The sequence below is a fragment of the Hominisplanchenecus faecis genome (assembly GCF_020687205.1).
In the GTDB taxonomy this organism is placed as follows: domain Bacteria; phylum Bacillota; class Clostridia; order Lachnospirales; family Lachnospiraceae; genus Hominisplanchenecus; species Hominisplanchenecus faecis.
In genome coordinates, this window is record NZ_JAJEQE010000048.1 from 1 (window position 1) to 24801 (window position 24801).

Annotated in this window: 19 protein-coding genes, 1 tRNA gene, 1 other RNA gene and 1 pseudogene; 18 read left to right on the top strand and 4 right to left on the bottom strand. The window is 43.0% G+C overall.

Annotated features, from left to right (window positions below; genetic code table 11):
- Positions 1-213: 213 nt before the first annotated feature.
- Positions 214-1464 (top strand): hypothetical protein, encoded by a 1251-nt coding sequence (locus LKD42_RS11900; RefSeq protein ID WP_248835821.1) that lies wholly within the window; start codon positions 214-216, stop codon positions 1462-1464.
- 129 nt (positions 1465-1593) lie between these two features.
- Positions 1594-3633: a GLUG motif-containing protein gene (locus LKD42_RS11905; protein WP_248835822.1), complete on the top strand. Its 2040-nt coding sequence runs from the start codon at positions 1594-1596 to the stop codon at positions 3631-3633.
- A 142-nt stretch (positions 3634-3775) separates the two neighbouring features.
- On the opposite strand, the gene LKD42_RS11910 is transcribed toward LKD42_RS11905, so the two are convergent.
- Positions 3776-4513 carry an anaerobic ribonucleoside-triphosphate reductase activating protein gene (locus LKD42_RS11910; protein ID WP_248835823.1) on the bottom strand — a complete coding sequence of 246 codons (738 nt, stop codon included), beginning with the start codon at positions 4511-4513 and terminating at the stop codon, positions 3776-3778.
- Between the two features lie 177 nt (positions 4514-4690).
- Here LKD42_RS11910 and tadA point away from each other — a divergent pair, with 177 nt between their 5' ends.
- The 3 genes from tadA (at position 4691) to LKD42_RS11925 (ending at position 8686) form a co-directional block, all read left to right on the top strand.
- The gene (tadA, locus tag LKD42_RS11915) at positions 4691-5164 is read left to right on the top strand and encodes a tRNA adenosine(34) deaminase TadA (protein ID WP_215658812.1); all 474 of its coding nucleotides are present in this window, start codon (positions 4691-4693) and stop codon (positions 5162-5164) included.
- A gap of 125 nt (positions 5165-5289) precedes the next feature.
- On the top strand, positions 5290-7452 hold the full coding sequence (locus LKD42_RS11920; RefSeq protein WP_248835824.1) for a purple acid phosphatase family protein: 2163 nt from the start codon (positions 5290-5292) through the stop codon (positions 7450-7452).
- A gap of 202 nt (positions 7453-7654) precedes the next feature.
- Entirely contained in the window at positions 7655-8686 is a 1032-nt protein-coding gene (locus tag LKD42_RS11925) for a YibE/F family protein (RefSeq protein ID WP_248835825.1), read from the top strand.
- A gap of 688 nt (positions 8687-9374) precedes the next feature.
- On the opposite strand, the gene LKD42_RS11930 is transcribed toward LKD42_RS11925, so the two are convergent.
- Positions 9375-10721, bottom strand: coding sequence for a CapA family protein (locus LKD42_RS11930; RefSeq protein ID WP_248835826.1), 1347 nt, complete (start codon positions 10719-10721; stop codon positions 9375-9377).
- A 51-nt stretch (positions 10722-10772) separates the two neighbouring features.
- On the opposite strand from LKD42_RS11930, the gene LKD42_RS15125 reads away from it, so the two are divergent.
- The 6 genes from LKD42_RS15125 (at position 10773) to ffs (ending at position 14932) form a co-directional block, all read left to right on the top strand.
- Positions 10773-10904, top strand: coding sequence for a hypothetical protein (locus LKD42_RS15125; protein ID WP_283095011.1), 132 nt, complete (start codon positions 10773-10775; stop codon positions 10902-10904).
- Positions 10905-10996: 92 nt separating this feature from the next.
- On the top strand, positions 10997-12286 hold the full coding sequence (locus tag LKD42_RS11935) for an L-aspartate oxidase (protein ID WP_022118588.1): 1290 nt from the start codon (positions 10997-10999) through the stop codon (positions 12284-12286).
- Positions 12279-13130: a carboxylating nicotinate-nucleotide diphosphorylase gene (nadC, locus tag LKD42_RS11940; RefSeq protein WP_147632915.1), complete on the top strand. Its 852-nt coding sequence runs from the start codon at positions 12279-12281 to the stop codon at positions 13128-13130. The genes LKD42_RS11935 and nadC overlap by 8 nt, the downstream gene beginning before the upstream one ends.
- Positions 13131-13144: 14 nt before the next feature.
- The gene (locus LKD42_RS11945) at positions 13145-13696 is read left to right on the top strand and encodes a transcription repressor NadR (protein WP_173866191.1); all 552 of its coding nucleotides are present in this window, start codon (positions 13145-13147) and stop codon (positions 13694-13696) included.
- On the top strand, positions 13693-14610 hold the full coding sequence (nadA, locus tag LKD42_RS11950) for a quinolinate synthase NadA (RefSeq protein WP_173866190.1): 918 nt from the start codon (positions 13693-13695) through the stop codon (positions 14608-14610). Before LKD42_RS11945 ends, nadA begins: the two co-directional genes overlap by 4 nt.
- A gap of 60 nt (positions 14611-14670) precedes the next feature.
- An RNA gene (ffs, locus tag LKD42_RS11955) (signal recognition particle sRNA large type) lies at positions 14671-14932 on the top strand.
- A gap of 174 nt (positions 14933-15106) precedes the next feature.
- Here ffs and LKD42_RS11960 read toward each other — a convergent pair.
- Positions 15107-15964, bottom strand: coding sequence for a homocysteine S-methyltransferase family protein (locus tag LKD42_RS11960; protein WP_248835827.1), 858 nt, complete (start codon positions 15962-15964; stop codon positions 15107-15109).
- A 93-nt stretch (positions 15965-16057) separates the two neighbouring features.
- Positions 16058-16143: transfer RNA gene (locus tag LKD42_RS11965), tRNA-Ser, on the bottom strand.
- 132 nt (positions 16144-16275) lie between these two features.
- Between LKD42_RS11965 and LKD42_RS11970 the strand changes: the two genes are divergently transcribed.
- From LKD42_RS11970 to LKD42_RS12000, 7 genes and pseudogenes are all read left to right on the top strand, one after another.
- Positions 16276-16872 carry a nucleoside recognition protein gene (locus LKD42_RS11970; protein ID WP_147632911.1) on the top strand — a complete coding sequence of 199 codons (597 nt, stop codon included), beginning with the start codon at positions 16276-16278 and terminating at the stop codon, positions 16870-16872.
- A gap of 114 nt (positions 16873-16986) precedes the next feature.
- A complete protein-coding gene (locus LKD42_RS11975; protein ID WP_248835828.1) occupies positions 16987-18864 on the top strand; it encodes a D-alanyl-D-alanine carboxypeptidase family protein in 1878 nt (625 codons plus the stop codon).
- A 7-nt stretch (positions 18865-18871) separates the two neighbouring features.
- Positions 18872-19609: a tyrosine-type recombinase/integrase gene (locus tag LKD42_RS11980; protein ID WP_022118231.1), complete on the top strand. Its 738-nt coding sequence runs from the start codon at positions 18872-18874 to the stop codon at positions 19607-19609.
- 16 nt (positions 19610-19625) lie between these two features.
- A pseudogene (locus LKD42_RS11985) lies at positions 19626-20219 on the top strand (ABC transporter ATP-binding protein); the annotation flags it as partial.
- A gap of 130 nt (positions 20220-20349) precedes the next feature.
- A complete protein-coding gene (locus LKD42_RS11990) occupies positions 20350-22653 on the top strand; it encodes a hydratase (protein ID WP_248835829.1) in 2304 nt (767 codons plus the stop codon).
- Positions 22654-22888: 235 nt separating this feature from the next.
- Entirely contained in the window at positions 22889-23410 is a 522-nt protein-coding gene (locus LKD42_RS11995) for a sigma-70 family RNA polymerase sigma factor (RefSeq protein WP_248835830.1), read from the top strand.
- Positions 23411-23422: 12 nt separating this feature from the next.
- Positions 23423-24598 (top strand): DUF4179 domain-containing protein, encoded by a 1176-nt coding sequence (locus tag LKD42_RS12000; protein ID WP_248835831.1) that lies wholly within the window; start codon positions 23423-23425, stop codon positions 24596-24598.
- Positions 24599-24801: the final 203 nt, after the last annotated feature.

A 24801-nucleotide genomic window follows, 5' to 3' on the forward strand; every position in this document is an offset into this window, starting at 1 on the left:
GATAAAGCAGTAAGTAGAACTCGTGAGGGTCTACATTATCTCGGTGTGAGTCTATTTAATCACATTTTGAGTGGCAGCAGCAAGAATATAAAAGAACCAGAAAAATGGTTACAGTTCAGTGATACAGAGGGCAGAAATATCTGCCTTGCATATGAGCCACAAAACGAGCATATAATCACACCAGAAAATCGAGGTCTGTGGAGGACGAGATGGATGGCAGATTATCATCGTTTTGTGGCTTATATTTATGAATATGTAAATGGAAAGAAGATGCAGAATACAGGGTTTGCAAAAATAGAACTGCGAAATGCCATTTGCCGCATCCAGATACATATTCAAAATGTAAGAATGCTGGATGGAAAAACAGAAGTATTCGGAATTGTGCGACAGCCAAAAGAGAGCGGAAAAAACAATCCTATTATTCTCCTGATTGGAGAAGGGCAGACACAGGGCAGTGGATTTGACCGGCGTTTTACCGTTCCAGAAGAACCGTTTGTGGAAGAATCCTGTCGTTTTGAACAAGTCTGTGGAATCTATATCAGAAGTCAGAGCGGTAGAAACTGGATGACCGTTTTCGATGATGAGCCAATTGCGATCGAAAATCTTGGGAAACCAGAAGAAATAAAGGCAGAAACAGACGAAGAAAATGTCAAAAAGAGTGAAACAGATAAAGAAACCGTTGAAGAAAATGAAACAGATAAAGAAAATGTTGGGATTAAGGAAAACGAAAAAAGCGAAAAATCTACAGAGTCAGAAGCTGATCAGGAATTGCAGGAAGAAAATATAAATCTGGATATAACGGAACATGCGAAAGCGGAGCCGGAAATCACGGCAGAAGAGATGCAGGAAGAAATATTCTCAAAAGAAGTGTCAGAAGAAATACCAGAAAAAGTATCATTGAAAGATAGATCAGAAAAAATATCGGAAGAAACATTTCAAAAAGAAGTATCAGAAAAAATATCGCAGGAATTACAGGATGCAGTATCACAGAAGGAAAGACCAAAAGAAACAGATGAAGAAATATCACAAAAAGAAACTGCGGGAAAATCTGAAAACGAGAACGAAATCAGAAGTGCAGAAACAGAAAACAAATGTCAGGGCTGCGAGCCGGGAACGGATACCAGATGGAATCGTGCCACAGCACGTTATATACATTTTCAGCCGGTGCAGGATGAAAAGATAGAAGATGCAATTCGCATTCAGCCATCGGACTTAAAAATTCTCTGGCAGAAAGGTCTGCGGCAGGGAAGCAACAGTTTTCTGATGCATGGATATTATCAGCATCAGCATCTGATGATAGGAAAAAGTAAAGAGGGAGGCTATATTCTTGGAATCCCTGGATTTTATGGCGAAAAAAATATGGCAGAAATGTTCGGATTTCCGGAGTTTCGCAGGGCAAAAGCAGAGCGGACATCGGAAATAAAAGAACAGAGCTTTGGTTACTGGTGCAAAAATCTGATATAAATGCTGTTGTAAAAATATTGTAGACCGCAACATACTAACCGTTTGGCTAGTTCCATTTAAAAATGTTTTCTGCTATAATAAAATCAGTAAATGTAAATTTTGACATTATCTGACAGGAGGAAAAAGAGTATGAAAAAACAATTACTGAGTTTTATGCTTATATTGTGCCTTGTGATGTCGCTTGTTCCAGTGACAGCACTGGCAGAAGAAAACGGGCAGGAAAGCAAGACAGTTATCACAGCCGTTGACGAACTTTTGCAATTTGCAAAAGATGTAAATGCCGGTAAGTACGATAACAGGACAAATGCGGTGGTATCTCTTGAAGCAGATCTGGATCTGACAGGTGTTGAGTGGACGCCGATCGGATGTACCAATGACGAAGGAGATGTTGAACATTATTTCAGTGGTAAATTTTATGGAAACGGTCATAGTATTTCAAATATTGATTATGCTTCAATGTATGGAAAAGAGGATATTGGAGGATTATTCGGATTCCTTGGGGGGGCGGAAATTTCCGGACTGACGCTCAAAGGGAATATTGATGATGCCGGGGAAGGATATGTATTTTTAGGTACACTTGCCGGATATACGGATGGTGCAAAAATTTCTGATTGTATATCGGAAGTAGTGTTCAATAATCATGACAAGTATATCAACGGAACTTTCGGGTTGTGTGGATATGCAGAAAATACAGTAATAGAATATTGTCAAAATAAAGGTAATATCACAATAACCAATGATGTGAGCAGTTTTTACGTAGGTGGAATTGCAGGAATGGTCATGGGAACTTCGGAAATACGTTACTGTTCTAATTCCGGAGATATAAAGTCTTACGCTCCTCAAACTGGAGGGATCGCAGGTCAGATCAGCGGAACTGCAAAAATTATAAATTGCTGTTCAACCGGTAAACTGACACCACTTGGAAAAGGAATCACGGATATGGGCGGTATTGTTGGTGTGGTTGGCACGAATTCAAAGGACGGCAGTGATAATACAGTCAGCCACTGCTATTTTGGCGGCGAAATTGATCTGACGCAGTATACTGCCACACTTCCGTATAAACGTTTTGGTGCAATCGCAGGAAAAAAAGACAGTTCCGATAAAGCTCTGGCAACTTTTGAAAATAATTTCTTTGCCGAGACGGAAAATGTATCTGCCTGTGCAAATAAAGATGGGGCAGGTACAGCGAAAACGATCGAGTATATGAAAACAGAAGATTTCTATAATGAAATCAGTGCTGCTGGCGGTATCTATCGTTTCAGTCAGGGTGAAACACCGCTTTTGCCGAATGTAAAATATTCCGTTTTCTTTACTGTGACTCCATCTGGACTGACAGGTGCGGTCATAAAAGTAAACGGACAGGAAACGGCAAATTCTTCTGAACTTGAAGCAGGCACTTATCCGGTGGAAATCACTGCTGACAACTGTGAGACTCTAAATACAGAAATTACCATTACAGCTGATACAGCAACCCATACACAAACATTTACTCTGACGTACAAAGACGCAGATTATAAGAAAGTGGACGAAGCGATCGAAAAAGCAAATGCGTTGAAGAAGGACGATTACAAAGAATTTTCAGCAGTACAGGAAGCAATCGATAAAGTGATACGTGGAAAGAATATCACGGAGCAGGCGGAAGTAGACCAGATGGCAAAAGCAATCGAGGATGCAATCGCAGCACTGGAAAAAAAGCCGGTTGAAACAGAGGAATCACAGACGCCGGAGACACCGTCTCAGGCTCCGGATCAGAATAAGAATAAGATAGGTATTTTTACATACCGCATAACCGGAAAAAATACTGCAAAGATGATTACCAGTACAGTGAATGGTGACAAAAAGAAGAACCTGAGAATTTTCAGTACAGTAAAACTGAATGGAAAAAAATATAAGGTTACATCCGTAGCAAAAAATGCACTGAAAGGAAATAAGAAGGTAAGAACTTTGGTTGTTGGAAAAACAACGGAAAAGATTGGTAAAAGTGCATTTCAAAACTGTAAAAATCTGAAGAAAATTATAATTAAAAGCAAGAACCTGAAAAAGATCGGAAGCAATGCTTTCAAAGGTATTTCAAAGAATGCTGTTGTGAAAGTTCCGAAATCAAAAAAGAAACTTTATACAAAATTGCTTCGGGCAAGCGGATTACCAAAGAGTGTAAAAATTAAATAAAAGAAATATGCTCGGAATAAAAATAAGTGCCTGTGACGTTTTTGGATTATAAAATGTCACAGGCATTTTTGTATAATGAAAAACAGATTAAAGCACTTCATGTTGAGACAGTAAAACGGAATTTAGATGTGCCCCAAATTATTTACTTGATATCTTTTCCGCGCAATTCCGCATTTGGAATTGTATTTTTTAAAATTTCAATATAACGATGCAGAGATTCCGTATCCGGTGCGTGAAAACAGACATCTGGATTTCTCATGGAAGCAAGAATGTGTTCTGATTCCCGGTAAGGCTGCAGATAATAGCGGCTGCAGCCGGAAAGCCATGCTCCGATTTCTCTGAAATCTTCCTCGTCGTGCAGTTCCCTTACAACGGTTGTGCGAAATTCATAATCTATGCCGCAGGACATAATATATTCTTTTGAAAGATTGATATTTTGCAGAAGTTTCTGTGTGCCTGCAGCATCCGGCTGCAGCCCGGAAACTTTTGCATATTGTTCCGGTTGCGTTTTGATGTCCATGGCAATATAATCAAGAAGATGGTTTTCATAAAGAAAACGAAGCATTTTCGGATTTGTTCCGTTTGTATCCAATTTCACAAGATATCCAAGAGCTTTGATCTTTGATATAAAATCCGGCAGTTCGCGATACAGCGTAGGTTCACCGCCGCTGATACAGACTCCTTCGAGAATACCGCTTCTTTTTTTCAGAAAGGCAAGCACTTCTTCTTCGGAGATGGAAGGTTCATTTTCCGGCGAAAGGACAAGGTTTCCATTCTGACAGAAAGGGCATCGCAGGTTGCAGCCGCCAAGGAAGATGGAAGCAGCGAGATGCTCCGGGTAATCTAATAGAGTTAAAGTGATAAAACCATGAATATTCATAAAAACCTCCTGGAATTAAAATTGCAAAAAATCAATGTATACACAGCGATTCTGTCAGGTAAATATTAGCCAGAGATGACCGGAATCGCATGCTAAGTCTCACGTGCGTTCGACTTGAATTTGTATAAAAAATGATATTTTCAGTATACCACATTTACAGAAAGGCAAAAGAAAAATATGACAACAGACGAAAAATATATGAAGGAAGCCATCCGACAGGCGAAAAAAGCAAAAGCACTGGATGAAGTTCCGATTGGCTGCGTGATCGTTTATGAAGATAAAATTATCGCACGTGGTTACAATCGCAGAAACACCGATAAAAATACACTTTCCCATGCAGAACTCAATGCGATCAGGAAAGCAAGCAAAAAACTTGGTGACTGGAGACTGGAAGGATGTACGATGTACATTACGTTAGAACCATGCCAGATGTGTGCCGGGGCAATCGTTCAGGCGAGAGTATCCAGAGTGGTCATCGGAAGCATGAATCCGAAGGCCGGCTGCGCCGGTTCCGTTTTAAATATTTTGCAGATGGATCGCTTCAATCATCAGGTGGAACTGACAAAAGGAGTTCTTCAGGAAGAATGCAGCACCATGTTAAGTGATTTTTTTAAAGAATTGCGGGAAAAAAAGAAAGTTAAATTTACTTAGATTTTACACACATCCGCAAATTGTCTTTACATAACACCTGTATACTGCCAAATGATAAGACTTATCAATAAAAGAATCAAAATGCATTTAAAAAGAGCCTGCGAAGGCAGAGGAGAATAAAAAATATGAAAAAAATGAAAGCTTTGCAGATTATCGCTGCAGCAATGGCAGTAACAGTAGCGGCAACATCCACACCGGTCAATGTTTTTGCATATGGAGAGACAAGTGCAAGCAGCACATTATTTTCAGATACACAGAATATTTCAGATTATACCACCTGGAAAGATACCGTTTGGAATAAAAAAGACGATCAGGGAAATCTTACCGGAGAAGGTGAATCCTATGATTCATCAAGAATTATCTTAACACCTGGTAAGACAGCAAAAGATCTGGGATTTGCATGGTACAGCCAGAAAAAGGGCGAGCCGGCAGTAAAAATCGGAAAAAAAGAAGATTTGAGCGATGCACAGGAATTTAAAGGAACGGCAACGGAGATTAATCGTTCGAATCAGAAAAATACATATAAAGCATCCAATAAAGTTACGGTTGAAGGACTTTTTGAAGAAAATACAACCTATTATTACAGTTATACCGATGATGTAAAAAATCCTGCTTGGAGCGAGGTTCAGTCCTATACAACAAAAAAGACAACAAACTTTCAGACAATTCTCGTAGGTGATCCGCAGATCGGAGCATCCGGCTCACAGGGTCAGGGAACTGCCGATGATATCAATATTGCAGTAGATACCTTTAACTGGAATAAAACCCTGGAACAGGCAAAGATCACAGCACCAAATGCAAGCTTTATTCTGTCGGCAGGAGACCAGATTGACTATGCAGGAACAGACAGTTCAGACGGAAAGAATGTCAGAGAAAGCGAATATGCAGGATTTACTTATCCGGCACTTTTGAGAATGCTCCCGCTGGCAACGACCATTGGTAATCACGAGAGCAAAGGAACCGATTATAAATATCACTACAATAATCCGAATTCAGAAGATGGACTTGGAAGCACAAACTCTGGTTCTGACTATTACTTCAGCTATGGAAACGTACTGTTTATCAGTCTGAACAGCAACAACAGAAATACCGTTGAACACAGAGAACTTCTGAAAAAAGCAGTGGAAAGCAATCCGGATGCGAAATGGAAAGTTGTTATGTTCCATCACGACATCTATGGTTCCGGTCAGCCGCACTCTGACACAGACGGAGCAAACTTAAGAGCACTGTTTGCACCGCTGATGGATGAGTTCGGTATTGATATGTGCTTAACCGGACATGATCATTCTTATGCAAGATCCTATCTGATGGCAGACGGAACAGCGATCCAGTATGATGATTCTGTAGCAATCAATCCGGAAGGAACACTTTACATTGCAGCAGGTTCTGCATCAGGAAGTAAGTTCTATAAACTGGCAACCACAAAACAGTATTACATCGCAGAGCGTTCCAACACACAGATTCCGACATTCTCAACCATTGATTTTTCGGATGAATCCATCGTTATCAAAACATACGATTACAATGGAAACAAATATGCAGATGATTATACACTCTACAAAACAGGCGAAAAGGTTTCCATGAAGGATCTGATCGCACAGGCAAAAGAAATCAAAAACGATGGTTATACAGAAGCATCCTGGAATAAACTGCAGAGCGAAATTGCAGCAGCCGAAGACCTGATGAAATATACAGCAGAGGATAAAGGTGCAGCACAGCTGGCAGCCGTATATGATAAGACGAATGATGCAGATAATGCAAATGATATGCTGAATTACTATGGCTATGCTCAGAGTGATTATAAACGAGGCGACAGCACGGCTTTAAAAGCCGGATTCTCAACTTTACTGGACAAGACTATGGATATGCAGCTGCTCATTGCAAAGAAAAAATTTGAAAATCAGTATGACAGTCTTCTGGAAGCAAAAGTAAATCTGCAGAAAAAAGAAACAAACAATGCTGTAAATGACAATAACAACAATAATAACGGCAACAATACAGACAACAACGTAATGCCTGCTGCAACAGCAAAATTACAGCTGAAAGCAGGAAAGAAGACAGTAAAAGCAGGTTCAACCATTGCTTTAAAGAAAGGCAAAACGGTACAGCTCAGCCTGACCATCAACGGTGTTACAGGAAAGAACGTAAAATACAAAACTTCAAACAAAAAAGTTGTAAAAATTTCCAGTACAGGAAAAATGAAAGCTGTGAAAAAGAGCAAAAAGAAAGTAAAAGTAACGGCTTCCTTTGGAAAGCAGAAGATTACATTTAAAGTAAAAACAAAATAATTTTCAGACGAAACACATAAGATGTGAGGTGGCTTTCGACTTTACAGGCGGCGAGCCACAAAGCAAATGGTTGCAGAACTGAACTATATTAAAACAGAGGATTCGGAAAATGAAAAAATATTCAAATGCAATATTTGTGGTTTTCCTCATAATCTTCGCAGCGGGACTTTGGTTATTTAATTCCAATATAACCAGAGTTCCTTTGCTTTCAGATGATAATTTTTATTTTGTAAAAGCAAAAGTTGTTGAGGTTGTAGAGGATAACACAGTAAACAAAGAAGTCAATGGCGGAAGCCAGAATGTGAAAGTAGAGATCACATCAGGAAAATATAAAGGAAAAATATGCGAAGCAAACAACATGAATGGTTATCTTTACGGAACTTATTGCAAAAAGGGAACGAATGTGATCGTGCAGCTGAGCAGTTATGGCGATGAACTGTCAGGAAGTATTTATGGCTATGACAGAGGTAATTTTATATGGCTGATCGTTGCAGTTTTAGGAGCGGCATTATTTCTGGTTGGCGGAAAACGTGGACTGAAATCTATGCTGGCACTTGTTTTTACCTTTATCTGCATTATTTACTTATACATTCCGCTGATGTACATAGGTGTCTCTCCCTTCCTGGCAGCAGTTGCAGTGGTGATCGTGGTGACGATAGTTTCGATTTATCTGATCTGCGGAAGTACAAAAAAAGGAATCTGTGCTATGACGGGAACGATATCAGGCGTACTGATCGCAGGCGTGTTTGCGACAGTATTTGGAAAAATAACCAGAATCACAGGTTATAACATTGAAGATATCGAAACGATGGTGTATGTGTCTCAGAACAGTAAACTTCAGATAGGCGGAGTACTGTTTTCCGGTATCCTGATTGCATCTCTTGGAGCAGTCATGGATGTTGCAGTTTCTATTTCCTCGACAATAGAAGAAATCCATAATAAAAGACCGGAGCTGACGGCGAAAGAACTGTTTAAGTCAGGGATACATGTGGGAAAAGATATGATGGGTACCATGTCAAATACACTGATCCTCGCATTTACCGGAGGAGCGATCAATACGATGATCTTAATTTATGCATACATTATGCCGTACCTTCAGGTAGTAAATATGTATTCGATTGGTATTGAAGTAATAAAAGGAATTTCAGGAACACTGGGGATCGTACTGACTGTGCCTATCGTGTCTGTGATATCGGCGAAAGTATACAGCGGAGATTCAGGAATGTGCAAATGAATGTTATAAAAAAATAGTTGTGTAAAATAGCACGCCATAATGATTCGAAAACAATCTCCTGACACGCTGCGTTTCCTGTTCGGTTCGCTCGTGTGTTAGCCGCCCTTCGCCTAAACCCGCCTCTTCGAGGCTCAGACAGCGGCTCTTTGGGGCGGCAACATCGCAAACCTCACGACGGAATCCTTGCTACCGTCAGAGCGATTTGTTTTCGAATTCATCATGGCTGTATTATTTTACGCACCATATTTTACAATGCAGTTCGTCTGCACATTGCCAAAAGCTCCTGGCCTGCCAGTGAGTGCTTAAGCGAAAAGATTTCTCAAGCCAAAATACAGAAAATGAAAAAGCAGAAGTAAAGTAACGAAAATTTGCCGCCGTCACTGTGCCTCTGCTTTTTTACTATCTTGATGCGGAATGTTTTGATTCTAAAAACTTTCTGCGTACACTAGCGTGGCAAAAGGCTGTTTCCTGCCAGCGTGTAAAATATGATATGAAGTGTTTTAAAAAACTATGGCTGTTCAAGAAAGTATGGCAATGTGCAAAATGAACAATTCCCAAGAAGGCACTTTTACGTGCCCTTCGGGGAATTCGTTCATTTGCACATGCAATACTGTTCATTTGCAAACAGTATTTTAAAATGTGCGGCATTTCCATTCCTTACATCTGCTAGGAAACCAACGGTAAATTTTTATTCCGGTAAAAACAGTTTTGTGGAGTCGTTTCCGTCAGAAGCGGAATTATTGCTGCCATCACTGCTGCTTCCGTCTGAACTTGTCTCAGAGGAAGTTTCGCTCTCGGAAGAAGTCTCGCTTTCAGAGGAAGCGGTTGTATTTCCATCTGAGCCGGATGTACTGTTTGCATCGGAATTATCTCCGGAAATGCTGTTTCCGATCTGATTGCTCAGTTCTTTGACTTTTTCTTCGATTCTGGTCTTCTCACTGTCTTCGGCCGGTGTTGGCTGATAGTTGTTGAATGTGCTGTCGGAAGAAATCGTGCAAGGAATGATGGAATTCGTTGTTTGGGTCAGCTCTTTGCCTGCACTGAAAGTAAAGGTCGGCTGGAAAATAACGGTATCCATGTCGTCCGAGTACATATTTGCACCATCGCAGAAGTTTCCCAGGCTGTAGAAGATCGTTCTTCCATTATAAACTTCCATACCCTGCAGAACGTGAGGATGATGTCCGACTACCAGATCTGCCCCTGCATCAATCGCTGCGTGTGCCAGTGTTGTCTGGTCGCTGTCTGGTGTTGTCTCGCCGTTCGCTCCCCAGTGGAAATTTACGATGATCAGGTTTGCACCCTGTTCTTTTACTGCATTGATATCATTTGTCAGCTGTGTCCTGCACTCACTTACCTGTTTGTCAATGGCAGATATACCGACAAGTCCGACCTTGATGCCTTTGATCTCAAGAACAGAGGTATCGTCGTTGCCAAAAGTCGTGATCCCTGCGTCTTTCAGAGTGGTCTGTGTTTCGGTCAGACCGGCGGTTCCGTAATCTTCGGTGTGATCGTTGGCAAGGTTGACAGCCTCGATCGAACTGTTAGAGAGTGCGGAAACATAGGAAGGATCGCCTTTATAAACATCGCTCTTGCTGGCTGAATTCTCAGCGGTTGTCAGTGCACCTTCCAGGTTGATAATGGAAAGATCATCCCCTTCCAGGTAAGATTTCACATTCTGGAAGAAATAATCAATACCATATACGGACTGATAAGCATCAAAATTGTTGTACTGGTCAGAATCCGGAGCAGAGCCAAGAGTGCAGTCACCCATCAGGCTGATCGTGATGCTTGTCTCAGCAGCAAGTGTTTCTTTCGGTGTGGCAGACTCGGTTCCGGTCTCGGACTGAGCTTCGGTTGATAACGTTTCTTTTTCTGCTTTTTTGTGTTCACTGACTGGCGGTATTTTATCAAAAGCCAGCAGTAAAAAAATCAGGGCGGCACAGGCGAAAACACCGAAAAAAGCGATGTTTAGGTACAGCTGCTGCTGTTTGTTACTGCCCCTGTCAGCATTGTGGTTTAATTTGTTTTTATCCATGACTTTGCCCCTTCTGAAAACTTAGTAACTCCCATGGCTGGTTGCTCTATGGTGATTATAGAGGAAAAACAAGAAAAAGTAAACCGTGAAAAAAGAGTGAAAGCAGTTCTTTTTACAAAAGAGCAGAGATTCTTCTTTGATGCCATGAAAAAAGTAATGGGGGTTAAAACAGGAAGGCAGTAGAAAATATACAGGTGTCTTGACACGTGCAAAGACCAGTAGTATAATGTCGCTCATGGCAAAACAAATCCGTGACAGGAAAGAGGTATAAGAAAATGAATGAATATTATGATGCCATTATTGTAGGTACCGGAGCGGCAGGTCTTTACTGTGCCCTGAATCTTCCAAAAAGAAAAAAAATTCTGATGCTTACAAAGCAGGGGGCGGATCTGTCAGATTCGTTTCTGGCACAGGGCGGTATCTGCATGCTGCGTGGTGAAGATGATTATGAGGACTATTTTGAAGACACCATGCGTGCAGGGCATTATGAAAATAATAAAAGAGCGGTCAATCTGATGATCCGAAGTTCCAACGATATCATCCGTGATCTGCTGTGGAGAAATGTAGATTTTGTGCGTGCAGAGGATGGCGAGCTTGCATTTACAAGAGAAGGTGCACACTCCAGACCAAGAATCCTCTTCCATGAGGATATTACCGGAAAAGAGATTACGCAGACGCTTCTGGATCAGGTAAAGACAAAAGAAAATATTGAAATCTGTGAGTATATGACAATGGTAGATATCATATCGAAAGACAATATCTGCGGCGGTGTGATTGCAATGGATGCAAAAAATAATGTTTATCCGATCCGTTCCCAGTTTGTTGTGCTGGCGTGCGGTGGTATCGGGGGTCTTTTCCAGAATTCTACCAACTATCCGCATATTGCCGGAGACGGACTTGGTATTGCAATGAAACATCAGGTGAAATTAGAGCATCTGGATTACATACAGATCCATCCGACAACTTTATTTTCACATAAACCGGGAAGACGTTTCCTGATTTCAGAATCTGTCCGTGGCGAAGGTGCACTTCTTTATGACAAAAACGGTCAGCGTTTTACGAATGAACTGCAGCCAAGGGATCTGCTCAGTCAGGCGATTTTTGAGCAGATGGAAAAGGACGGTACTGATTTTGTATGGGAAGATATGCGTCCGCTGGGTGAAAAAACGATCATGCAGCATTTCCCGAACATTTATCAGCACTGTATTGAGGAAGGATTTGATCCGAGAAAAGAGCCGATTCCGGTTGTTCCGGCACAGCACTATTTTATGGGAGGTATCCAGGCAGATTTGAGCAGCCGGACTTCCATGCGTGGACTCTATGCCTGCGGTGAGACAAGCTGCAATGGTGTCCATGGAAAGAACCGTCTGGCAAGCAATTCGCTTCTGGAATCTCTGGTCTTTGCAAGACGGGCAGCAGATGATATGATATTTGGAGAAGCACCGGAGATGTGCAGACCGGACCGACTGGATCTGAATCAATATGAAGACCAGAATGTAATTTTGGAAGGGTATCATAAACAAGTGCTGAATGAGATAGAGAGGATGAAAAAAGCAAATGAATAGTATAACTATGAAAATGCAGGCGGATCAGCTGATCCGTATGGCACTGCAGGAAGATATCACAAGTGAAGACGTTTCTACAAATGCAGTTATGCCGACCGAGGTAAAAGGAACGGTAGATCTGATCGCAAAAGAAGACGGAATTATCGCCGGACTGGATGTCTATGCAAGAGTTTTTCAGATGTTGGATGAGAAAACAGAAATTGATTTTAAATGCAAAGACGGTGATGAGGTAAAAAAAGGTGAGCTGATGGCAACGCTTACCGGAGACATCCGTGTACTGTTATCCGGAGAACGTGTGGCACTGAATTATCTGCAGAGAATGAGCGGAATTGCCACTTATACAAGACAGGTCGCAAAACTTCTGGAAGGAAGCAAAGTAACACTTCTGGATACCAGAAAAACGACGCCAAACTGCCGTGTATTTGAAAAATATGCAGTGCGTGTGGGCGGAGGATGCAACCACAGATACAACTTATCAGACGGTGTACTTCTGAAAGATAATCACATCGGTGCAGCCGGAAGCATCACAAAAGCAATCACAATGGCAAAAGAATATGCTCCGTTTGTACGCAAAATCGAGATTGAAGTAGAAACCCTGGAGCAGGTAAAAGAAGCGGTGGAGGCCGGAGCAGATATTATCATGCTCGACAACATGACACCGGAAGTGATGAAACAGGCTGTGGAACTGATCGATGGAAGAGCACAGACGGAATGCTCCGGAAACATTACAAAAGAAAATATTGCACGCATCCGTGAAATCGGAGTTGATTTCGTATCTAGCGGAGCGTTGACACACTCTGCTCCGATTCTGGACATTTCCATGAAGAACCTTCATGCAGTCTGAAAGGAGCCGGAACTATGAATACTGCGGAAAGACGAAATGAAATTTTAAACCTTCTTCAGAATGCAGATGCACCGGTTGCTGCAAGAAAACTGGCGAGCCAGTTTGGAGTCAGCCGTCAGGTGATCGTGCAGGATATGGCAGTGATTCGTGCAGCGACTCCGGGAATTTTATCAACAACAAGAGGATATGTGATACAGCAGGACAGCAGTTGCGTCCGTGAATTTAAAGTTCGTCATGAATCGGATCAGACAGCAGAAGAAATGAATCTGATCGTGGACTGTGGCGGCAGGATCTGCAATATCAGTATCAGCCACAGAGTCTATGGAAGAGTCAGTGCAGAAATGGATATCAGGTCAAGACAGGATGTAAATGAATTTATTACCGCATTGAACAACAGTAATTCCAGTGCACTGAGTAATGCAACATCCGGTTATCACTATCATCTGGTTGAAGCAGCAAGCGAAGAGAGACTGGATCTGATCGAAGAACAACTGAAAAAAGCAGGACTCCTGGCACCGCTTCAGCCATGGGAGCAGAATACAAAACAGGAAGGAAACGAAGAATGACAATAGCAGAAATTCAGCAGGAGATCCTGCGTATGAAAAAAGAACAGGATGTATGTATTCTGGCTCATGCTTATCAAGGTCAGGAAATTCTGGAAGTAGCAGATTATATGGGAGATTCTTACGGACTGAGCGTACAGGCATCCAAAAGCAAATGCAGCGGCGTGATCATGTGCGGTGTGCGTTTTATGGCCGAGACCTGTAAAATTTTAAGCCCGGATAAAAAAGTATGGCTGCCAAACCCGGCAGCCGGATGCCCGATGGCAGAACAGCTTGATCTGGAAGGTCTTCGCACCTTAAAAGCAGAATATCCGGACTATACGGTTGTGGCGTATATCAATACAACATCAGAACTCAAGACGGAATGTGATGTATGCGTGACTTCTTCTTCAGCAGTGGAAATCTGCAGTCATCTGGAAAACGACAAAATCCTGTTTATTCCAGATCCGAACCTGGGACGCTATGTAGCGGAACAGCTTCCGGAAAAAACCTTTGCTTTTTATAAAGGTGGCTGCCCGCGTCATATCGTAGTCAGTGCAAAAGACGTCGAAAAAGCAAGGGCAGATCACCCGGATGCACTGCTTCTGGTCCATCCGGAATGCCGTCAGGAAGTTGTCGAAAAAGCAGATTATGTCGGATCTACCACAGGGATCATGGATTTTGCAAAGAAATCCGATAAAGAAGAATTTATCATCGGAACAGAGAACAGCATTGTAGAACACCTTCAGTTTGCCTGTCCGGATAAAAAATTCTATCCGCTGGCAGTTCCGCTCACCTGCATGAACATGAAGATCACAACACTTATGGATGTCTATAACTGCCTGAAAGGAAGAGGCGGCGAAGAGATCCACCTTCCGCAGAACGTGCTCGAAGGAGCAGGAAGATGTATCAACCGCATGGTAGAGCTTGGTGGCTGATGGGGTAAAATCCGAAGTAAAACTTGACAAAACAGCGGATTCACGATATAGTAACTTAGACCACGCAGCCGGGGAGATAGCGGTGCCCTGTACCTGCAATCCGCTACAGCAGGGGTGATACCAATCCGAGGGTTTTTAGCTGCAAAGCTGCCTTCTATAAGTGGTGATGACGTTTGGGTCTCGTGCAACAGAAATCTGTGAACCGTGTCAGGGCAGGAATGCAGCAGCACTAAGCAGAACCTTTTGTGTGACGCGAGGGTGCCTGGATTGAGCTAACTGTAGGAGTAACGTTTGTGGCGGAAGTTCAAAGTGCGGTGCGTGGTAAAAAAATGCAAGCAAATAAAATAAGAAAAAATTCATGATTATATAAAAAAGACATACAAAACAGAAAAATCCTGCGATGTATGTCTTTTTATTATGCCAACACCTGATCGGCTGATAAAATTGCAAAGCCTCACATACGTTCGGTCTGGATACGACCCGGGTAAGAGAAAATTTAGCGGATTGCGTTTACAAGTGCCTTAATATAAGAAGGATCTGTTCCGCAGCATCCGCCGACCATGGAGGCACCAAGGTCAACAAGACGTTTCATGCTTTTGCCGAAATACTCCGGTGTCATATCATAAACAGCAATTCCCTGATCGTTGATCGTCGGCATACCGGCATTTGGTTTGGCGATGACCGGAACAGAGAGACTGCCGGCAAGATTCTGGATAATATTTTCGAGCTGATCAGGGCCTGTGGAACAATTGATACCGACCGCATCTGCACCCATCTCTTCGAGCATCGGTGCTGTCTCGAAAATATTTCCGCCAAAGAAAAGACTGCCGTCAGCCTGCATGGTCAGAGAACAGAGAATCGGAAGGTCGCAGACAGCATGTGCGGCATCGATCACTGCCATGGTTTCGTCTGCACCGATCATCGTCTCAGCGATCAGCAGATCCACGCCTGCATCCACCAGAGCGGTGATCTGTTCCTCATAGGCAGAAAGAAGCTCATCGTATTCTGCATCCATTTTGCTGGTCGTGGTGATATCTCCGGCGATCAGAGCCTTTCCCTGTACGGCTTCTTTTGAGAGAGCAACAAGGGCGTGGTTATAATGATCTACCTGATCAGAAAGACCGTGATTTGCCAGAGAGATGCGGTTTGCAGCGAAAGTAGGAGCATAGATGATCTGAGATCCTGATTCTGCATAGGCTCTCTGAAGCTGGATGATCGTATCCGGATGTTCCAGAACCCATTTTTCGGTACATACGCCTTTTGGCATACCGGCTTTCATGAGATTAGAGCCGGTCGCACCGTCCAGAATTACAGGTCCATGTTCAAAAAGTTTCTTAAAATCCTGTTTCTGCATAGATTTTCCTCCATTATACAAAAAAAAGCACTGTGAATAGAACGAGCCGTACAGTACTTTTTTGTATAAACTTATATTAATTTGAATAGTTAGCGGAGACGGAGGGATTTGAACCCTCGTGCCCCGGAGGACAACCTGATTTCGAGTCAGGCGCGTTACGGCCACTTCGCTACGTCTCCATGCGAATACGCATTTCATTATAAATGCAGCGGAAAAAATAGTCAAGCCGGAAAAAGAACAGAGAATGTATTTTTGTATGAAAAAAGTGCATAAACTGTGATAAATAAAAGCACAATGGTGAAAACTATAATATGAATAATCTCTGGATAGGAATGATACTGCTTGGGATCGTCTATGGGGCAGTCACGGGAAATATGCAGGCAGTGACAGATGCGGCATTTGCATCGGCAAAAGATGCCGTGACGCTGTGCATCACCATGACCGGAATGATGGCACTCTGGGTTGGCGTGATGGAGATAGCCAGAGGAGCCGGGCTGATCAGAAAATGGTCCGAAAAATTAAAGCCGTTTATCCATTTTCTTTTCCCGGGGATTCCAAAAGGACATAAGGTACAGGAATATATCGCGGCAAATATGATCGCAAATATTCTCGGGCTTGGATCAGCGGCAACGCCGGCGGGATTAAAAGCGATGGAAGAACTGGCAGAAATAAAAAAAGAAAAAGGTCTGCCTGAAGAAGTCGCAAGCAATGAGATGTGTACCTTCCTGATCTTAAATATTTCTTCCCTTCAGCTGATACCGGTCAGCGTGATCGCCTATCGCAGTCAGTACGGAAGCAGCAATCCCTCTGCCATCACCGGAGCGGCTATCGCAGCCACGCTGGTAAGCACGGCAACAGCGGTTATTTTCTGCAAAATAAAAGAAAAAATGACAAAAGATACTTTTTGACAGTGTTATCCTGTAATAACAATCTTGAAAAAACAGGATGATTATAATATACTTAGAACCAAGGGTTAAAAGGAAAGCAGATAACTGCACTTCAGAAAACAACGGAGATAGCATATGAAGAAAAGAAATTTTCTCTCATGTCTTCTTATCATCGCCATAGTACTTGCAACCATTTCTCCGACTGTTCTGTTTGCGGCAGAAGATATTGCCCAGGATGAACAGGTGTATGATGAGACGTACACAGAAGAGACGGAGGAATATGTAGAAGAAACTCCAGAGGCATATGATTGGACGATAGAGACAAACGAATTGAAAAAATGGCCCCAGGGTCCCCGGGTAGAAGCAGAAGGTGCAACTGTCATGGATCTGGATACAGGGGCATTTCTTTACAGCAAAAACGCAGAAGCAAAACTGTATCCGGCGAGCATCACCAAGATCATGACGATGCTGGTCGCCCTGGAACACATCAGTGACAGTGACCTGGATACAAAAGTGAAAGCATCTGAGAGTGCACTTGCTCCGATCGACTCGGACAGCAGCCAGATCTGGCTGTCCGTCGGGGAGAAGATCACAGTCCGTTCTGCCCTGTATGCGATCATGCTGGCATCTGCAAACGATGCGGCAAATGTGATCGCAGAGTACGTCGGCGGATCGATGGACAATTTTGTGAAGATGATGAATGACAAGGCAAAAGAGCTTGGCTGCGTCAACACCCACTTTGTCAATCCACATGGTCTGCACAACAAAAAACATTATACCTGTGCCCACGATATGGCACTGATTGCTCAGGCAGCCTTTCAGATTCCGCTGTTCCGGAAAATAACAAAAACAGTCGAATACAAAATCCCGAAAACAAAATATATGAAAGAAGACCGCTGGCTGGTCAATCACCAGAAAATGCTCTATGAAGACGGTGAGTTTACTTACAAAGACTGCGAGGGCGGCAAGACGGGATTTACGGACGAAGCGTGGAACACGCTCGTTACTTATGCAAAGAAAGACGGCAAGACGCTGGTGTGTGTTGAGCTTCGTGTCAATGGTTCCTGGAAAACCTTTCATGAATCTGCGGAACTTTTAGATTACGGGTTCGACAAATTCCGCCACGAAGAGGTCGATGCGGCTCTTAATACGACAACACTCGGACAGCTGGCAGGTATCTGTCATTTCGGCACAGCATCCGTTCTGGATCAGAAAGAAGCCGGTATCCGGGCGGTCGAAGGGAAAAGTACTGTAAGCGTTACGATCCCGAAAAAACTAAAAACGGACAAGCTGAAGCGAGGTTTCTGTGACGGAAACAAGATTGTTTACAGTTATCAGGGCTGGGAAGTCGGAGAGGAAACCTTAAAGTTTAACAATCCGGCATTTGAGGTGACAAAGACAGAAATTTCAGATGCGACACTGCAGGGTCAGACAGACACAAATGGCAGTGAGACAGGGACAGCGGGAAGTACAGAAGCACCGGAAAAAGATGCATCCGGCAGCAAAGGGTTTGAAGAGAAAGTTGATGAATTTATGGATAATATAACATTTGGATTCCTGAATATATGGACATCCTTCAACGGTTGGGTAGATAAGCATGAAATGCTGTCTGCGACGGTAGGGATGATCCTGATCCTGCTTATGATCCCGCTTATCGTCATCGCTTACATGCGTGACAAAAACGATAAGCTGGCAAGGAAAGAACGCGAGCAGGACAAAGAACAGCGAAGAAAGATAGAAGAAAATATAGACAGCAAATCTTTCCAGGAGATCGAGTCAGAGATTCGTTCAGAACTTGAGAAAGAGGAACGCAGAAAGCGAGAAGCCGAAGAAGAAGAGAAGCGATTACGGGAAATGGAAGAGCTGATCGACCGGCAGAAAGCAAAAGAAGCACAGGAAACAAAAGAAACAAAAGAAACAAAAGAAATAAAACCAACAGAAAAACCCGAAGAAGAGATCCTGCCGGCAGAACAGCCAAAAACAGAGGATCTGAAAAAAGAAGAGGAGGATTAAAAAGAGTATGAACTGGGTAGCACCGATCAAGGATGATACAACACTTGAAAAATTTAAACAGAAATTAAGAGAGGTAGATGACAAGTACTATATTTTATTTGAGATAGGAGTGGGGACCGGTCTGCAGCTTCAGGAGATCCTGAAATTCCGTAACAAAGACATCAGGGATAAAGACAGCATTGAAGCAAGTATCGGAACAAAAAATATCAAACGTACTTTTCAGATTCCGCAGGAACTCAAAGAGATCATCAGCCAGTATACAGAAGGCAAAGATCCGGAGGCTTATCTGATCCTCGGACATTCCGGTTCACCGGCACCGCTTTCCAGAGAACAGGCTTACCGCGTATTTAAAAACGTCGGAAAGAGCATGGGACTGAATGCGATCGGTGCACAGACGATGCGTAAAACCTTTGCATGGAGATATTACAAAGAGACAAACGATATTTACTATATCCAGAATCTTCTGAACCATGCATCACCATCGATCACTTACCGTTATATCGGAGAAAAACCAAACGTAGAAGTTGTTCTGAAAAAGATGACCCCGGAAGAAAATGAGAGAAGCCGTTACATGCTCTACAAAGACAATGCAGGAAAGAACCGTATCCATGCACTGACAGAAGAGCTGATACATATCGAAAGAGAGCTGGATAATCCGACCAATAATGACGCTTTCTACGGCAGAGTAGACTGTCTGCTCGCTGAGCTGGAAGAGCTGATGGATAACTTCAAGAACACAAAATAAAAACAGGAGAAAAAATATGGCAAAGCTCTCCCTTAGGCATGTCAGCAAACGGTATCCAAATGGATTTTGGGCGGTAAAAGATTTTAATCTCGAAATGGAAGACGGAGAGTTTGTGATACTTACCGGTTCTCCGAAATGCGGAAAATCCACCGTTCTTCGTATGATCGCCGGAGCAGAAGATGTGACGGAAGGCATCCTGGAACTGGACGGAAAACCGATCAATGATGTCGAACCAAAAGATCGGGAGATTGCCATGGTTTTTCAGTATTACAGTCTGTATAAAAATATGACCGTTTACGATAATCTTTCGTTTGGAATGAAACTGAAAAAATGTTCCACGGAGCAGATCGAAGCGGCTGTAAAAGAAGCAGCAGATATGCTGGGACTGGAAGAACTGTTAAACCGCAGGCTGAAGATTCTCTCAGAAGGACAGAAAAAGAGGGTGGCTCTTGGCAGGGCGATCATCCGCAAACCCAAACTTTTTCTGTTTGATGAGCCTTTAAATGGTCTGGACGAAAAAGTTCAGGTTCAGATCCGGACAGAAATAGAAAAATTACATGAAAGATACGGCACAACCATACTTTATGCTGCACATGATAAAGATGAAGCAAAGAAGTTTGATGCCGAAAACAATCGCATCTTGCTTTTTTAGCCGGATGCGATTATACTTTACCTATGCGGGCAAAAGACAGAATTCTGCCCGTTTCGTGAATAAGATTTCAATTTTCAGGAGGTAGAACATGGTCAAGTTATATGACGGCGGGGTTTATCTGGTAAACGGCACCGAGATCGTGGAAGATAACCATGATGCAGAAGCAATACTGAAACAAAAAATGGGCGATGGTGTTCCTTCAAAAGCAGAGGCTGCGAAGAATACAATCGCTTATAATATATTACGGGAACATAACACATCCGGTAATATGGATAAATTAAAGATTAAGTTCGACAAACTGACATCTCACGATATCACATTTGTAGGAATCATTCAGACAGCAAGAGCGTCAGGACTGGAGAAATTCCCGATCCCTTATGTACTGACAAACTGCCATAACAGCCTCTGTGCAGTAGGCGGAACGATCAACGAGGATGATCATATGTTCGGACTTACCTGTGCGAAAAAATACGGTGGAATCTATGTACCGCCTCATCAGGCAGTTATCCATCAGTTCGCAAGAGAAATGCTGGCAGGCGGCGGAAAGATGATCCTCGGATCAGACTCCCACACACGTTACGGTGCACTGGGAACCATGGCGATGGGCGAAGGTGGACCGGAGCTTGTAAAACAGCTGCTCTCCAAAACTTACGATATCAATATGCCGGGTGTGGTAGCGATTTATCTGGACGGTGAGCCGATGAAAGGTGTCGGTCCTCAGGACGTTGCTCTGGCGATCATCGGAGCTGTCTTTGAAAATGGCTATGTAAAGAATAAAGTCATGGAATTTGTCGGACCGGGCGTAGAGAAACTGAGTGCAGATTTCCGTATCGGTGTGGATGTTATGACAACCGAAACGACCTGCCTGTCCTCCATCTGGAGAACCGATGATGACAAGATCAGAGATTTCTATGATATCCATGGCAGAAGTGAAGATTATAAAGCACTGAATCCGGGTGCAGTTACATACTATGACGGCATGGTTTATGTAAACTTAAGCGAGATCCGTCCGATGATCGCGATGCCGTTCCATCCAAGCAACACCTACACCATCGACGAGCTGAATGCAAACCTGATGGATATTCTGGACGATGTAGAGAAAAAAGCAAAAGTCAGCCTTGGCGGAGCAGTAGAATATTCTCTGAAAGATAAAGTACATAACGGCAAACTCTATGTAGAGCAGGGAATCATCGCAGGATGTGCAGGCGGCGGATTTGAAAACATCTGTGCGGCAGCCGATATCCTGAAAGGTTCCAACATCGGAGCAGATGCCTTTACGTTAAGCGTATACCCGGCAAGTACTCCGATCTATGTAGAACTGGCAAGAAACGGCAGACTGGCAGATCTGATGGCAGCAGGTGCGATCGTGAAGACAGCATTCTGCGGACCATGTTTCGGAGCAGGTGATACACCGGCAAACAATGCCCTGAGTATCCGTCACTCTACACGTAACTTCCCGAACCGTGAAGGAAGCAAACTGCAGAATGGCCAGATTTCTTCCGTAGCACTGATGGATGCACGTTCCATCGCAGCTACTGCAGCAAACAAAGGATACCTGACTGCGGCTACCGATGTGGACGTAGATTTCAGCAATCCAAAATATTACTTCGACAGCTCTATTTACGCAAACCGTGTATTCGACAGCAAGGGCGTGGCAAATCCGGATCAGGAGATCCAGTTTGGCCCGAACATCAAAGACTGGCCGGAAATGGCACCGCTGGCAGAAAATATGGTATTGAAAGTCGTATCCGAGATCCACGATCCGGTTACCACAACCGACGAGCTGATCCCATCCGGAGAGACATCTTCCTACCGTTCCAACCCGCTTGGACTGGCAGAATTTGCACTCTCCAGAAAAGATCCGGCATATGTAGGACGTGCAAAAGAAGTACAGAAAGCAGAAAAAGCCCGCGAAGCCGGAAACTGTCCATGTGAAGCTTTTGATGAACTCAAACCGGTCTGGGATGAGATCAAAAAAGCATATCCGGATATGAACAGTGAAAATACCTGTATTGGAAGCACGATCTTCGCAGTAAAACCGGGAGATGGTTCCGCACGTGAGCAGGCTGCATCCTGTCAGAAAGTACTGGGCGGCTGGGCAAACATCGCAAACGAATATGCGACAAAGAGATACCGCTCCAACCTGATCAACTGGGGTATGCTTCCATTTATCATTGACAAAGGGGAGCTTCCGTTTGTAAACGGCGATTACCTGTTTATCCCGAACGTAAAACAGGCAGTCAAAGACAAAGCAAAAGAAATGAAAGCTTATGTTGTCGGAGATGGATTAAAAGAAATCACCCTGAAAATGGATGAGCTGACGGATGATGAAAGAACGATTATCCTCAAAGGATGTCTGATCAACTACTACAGAGATTCTTCAGAAGAATAAAAAATAAAGAGGTTAAGATTAAAAAGGTGTCATACGAATTCGTACTTCGTACGCTTACCCTGGCATCTAAAATAAAAAGGACGGCAGATTTTAAATTTGCCGTCCTTTTTATGAAAATGATGTTGGGGGCAAAAAATTTTGCATCATTGCAACCTTTTACCGGTGGAGAGCATCTAACCTACAGAAAATGCAGGATACAAAAAAATCCGGCATAGAACCTGGGAGGTGATAAAACATGAGCAGCGAAGCGTGGCTGATACGGAAAGCCAAAAAAGGCGATACAAAAGCTTACGGAGAATTGATACAGCTTCATAAAGACTATTTTTACCGGAATGCATTCTGCTATGTAAAAAATGTAGATCTGGCGGGAGATGTTTTCCAGGAAGCCGTTACCATCGGAATGCTTTCCATCAAAGATCTGAAAAATCCGAACTATTTCCGCACATGGATGACACGCATTATTTATAACTGTGCAAACGAAATGTTCCGAAAAGCGGAAAGAGAAATCGGAAGCCTGGATGCGGAGATACGGGACAGAGCAGAAGAGAATGGCGGGGCAAGCCGTGAAGAGATCATCGATCTGCACAATGCAGTTGAGTCTCTGGAAGAGCCGTATCGAACTATTATAAAACAGAAATATTTTGAAGATAAGAAAATTTCCGAAATTGCAGCTTACACGGGAAGAGCAGAAGGGACTGTTAAATCAGATCTTTCCAGAGCAAAAAGAAAATTAAAACTGATCTTAGAAGAAGGGTAGGGGTTCGTAATGATGAATAGAGAGAAACAGAAAAAAGAACAGAAAACATTTGAATATATCGAAAATCCGGAGCAGATCGAAGGCTTTGATAAGATTCCGGTGCCGGAAGATCTGGATCAGCGGGTCCGGGCAGGCATTGAAGAGGGGAAAAAGAGACGGAAGAAAATAGCGTTTCGAAAAACGGCAAAAGTTGGAATGGGAATGGCAGCTGCGGTGGCACTGGCATCGGTGTTATGTATTTCTAATCCATCTTTTGCAGCAAAAATGCCACTGATCGGTCACATTTTTGAACAGGTGGAAAATAACACCAGCGTAAAAGGAGATTTCAGTCAGGTTGCAGAAACTCTGACACAGTCCACAGAAAACACAGCAGATGGAACTTATACAAAGACATCCAATGGCATTACTGTGACATTATCCGAAGTTTACTATAATAAAAATGCCATGTACATTGCCATGAGCCTTTACAGTGAAGAGCCATTTCCAGAAGATATAAAAATCAAAGATCATGTCAAAGACTATATTTTAGACTTTGACCAGGCAGCCATCAGCGGAGAGAATACCTTCAGCTTCATGCCGGATGAAAAAACATTCTTATTTAATTATATGGAAGGAAAATTTGTGGACGATCACACCTTTGCCGGTATGCTGCGAGTAGATTTAAGTTCTCTGGAGACAGAACCGACCGATACCTTTACCTGCCATATGGCACTGGATTCCATTCGCTTTGACAATGTAAACTTCAAGGTTGCGGATGAAAAAAATTACGAAGGAAACTGGGACTTTGATCTTAATGTCAAACTGGATACAAAAGATACACAGACCGTGGAAGTAAACGAAGTCAACGATGACGGAGTCGGACTGGAAAAAGTCGTAAAAACCAGATATGAACTGCGAGTATATCCGAAAGACAAAAGCGAGACAGACGGCAAATACTATTTCGCAGAAGTCTTCGATGCAAACGGAGAACGCATGGACTACGCCGGAGATATTACCGACTGCCGCCAGACCTACGGGTATGATACCTCGAAAGTCAATATTTACCTCTGCGATGAAGATGAATATATGAACGAACTGAAAGGATATTACTTCTCCGAAGATTACGAAGAAAAGAAAAAGACGAAAACCTATGAGGAATATATTGCAGAACATGCAGTGTATCATAAAGAAATTACATTTGACAAATAAAAAGTTGTGGCGGAGGTTTGTGTAAATGTGCAAATGAACGCCATAAAAATAGTTTTGTAAAAATAGTACGCCATGATGATTCGAAAACAATCTCCTGACACGCATCGTTTCCTGTTCGGTTCGCTTGCCTGTTAGCCGCCCTTCGCCTAAACTCGCCTCTTCGAGGCTCAGACAGCGGCTCTTTGGGGCGGCAGCATCGCAAA

Excerpts from the sequence above, each read along its gene's own strand:
- LKD42_RS11930 (WP_248835826.1), bottom strand. The coding sequence starts at position 10,721 with ATGGATAAAAACAAATTAAACCACAATGCTGACAGGGGCAGTAACAAA.
- LKD42_RS11900 (WP_248835821.1), top strand. The coding sequence starts at position 214 with ATGGCAGATTATCATCGTTTTGTGGCTTATATTTATGAATATGTAAAT.
- LKD42_RS11970 (WP_147632911.1), top strand. The coding sequence starts at position 16,276 with ATGAATAATCTCTGGATAGGAATGATACTGCTTGGGATCGTCTATGGG.
- LKD42_RS11945 (WP_173866191.1), top strand. The coding sequence starts at position 13,145 with ATGAATACTGCGGAAAGACGAAATGAAATTTTAAACCTTCTTCAGAAT.
- LKD42_RS12000 (WP_248835831.1), top strand. The coding sequence starts at position 23,423 with ATGAATAGAGAGAAACAGAAAAAAGAACAGAAAACATTTGAATATATC.
- tadA (WP_215658812.1), top strand. The coding sequence starts at position 4,691 with ATGACAACAGACGAAAAATATATGAAGGAAGCCATCCGACAGGCGAAA.
- LKD42_RS11935 (WP_022118588.1), top strand. The coding sequence starts at position 10,997 with ATGAATGAATATTATGATGCCATTATTGTAGGTACCGGAGCGGCAGGT.
- LKD42_RS11910 (WP_248835823.1), bottom strand. The coding sequence starts at position 4,513 with ATGAATATTCATGGTTTTATCACTTTAACTCTATTAGATTACCCGGAG.
- nadA (WP_173866190.1), top strand. The coding sequence starts at position 13,693 with ATGACAATAGCAGAAATTCAGCAGGAGATCCTGCGTATGAAAAAAGAA.
- LKD42_RS11920 (WP_248835824.1), top strand. The coding sequence starts at position 5,290 with ATGAAAAAAATGAAAGCTTTGCAGATTATCGCTGCAGCAATGGCAGTA.
- nadC (WP_147632915.1), top strand. The coding sequence starts at position 12,279 with ATGAATAGTATAACTATGAAAATGCAGGCGGATCAGCTGATCCGTATG.
- LKD42_RS11995 (WP_248835830.1), top strand. The coding sequence starts at position 22,889 with ATGAGCAGCGAAGCGTGGCTGATACGGAAAGCCAAAAAAGGCGATACA.
- LKD42_RS11990 (WP_248835829.1), top strand. The coding sequence starts at position 20,350 with ATGGTCAAGTTATATGACGGCGGGGTTTATCTGGTAAACGGCACCGAG.
- LKD42_RS11960 (WP_248835827.1), bottom strand. The coding sequence starts at position 15,964 with ATGCAGAAACAGGATTTTAAGAAACTTTTTGAACATGGACCTGTAATT.
- LKD42_RS11975 (WP_248835828.1), top strand. The coding sequence starts at position 16,987 with ATGAAGAAAAGAAATTTTCTCTCATGTCTTCTTATCATCGCCATAGTA.
- LKD42_RS11905 (WP_248835822.1), top strand. The coding sequence starts at position 1,594 with ATGAAAAAACAATTACTGAGTTTTATGCTTATATTGTGCCTTGTGATG.
- LKD42_RS11980 (WP_022118231.1), top strand. The coding sequence starts at position 18,872 with ATGAACTGGGTAGCACCGATCAAGGATGATACAACACTTGAAAAATTT.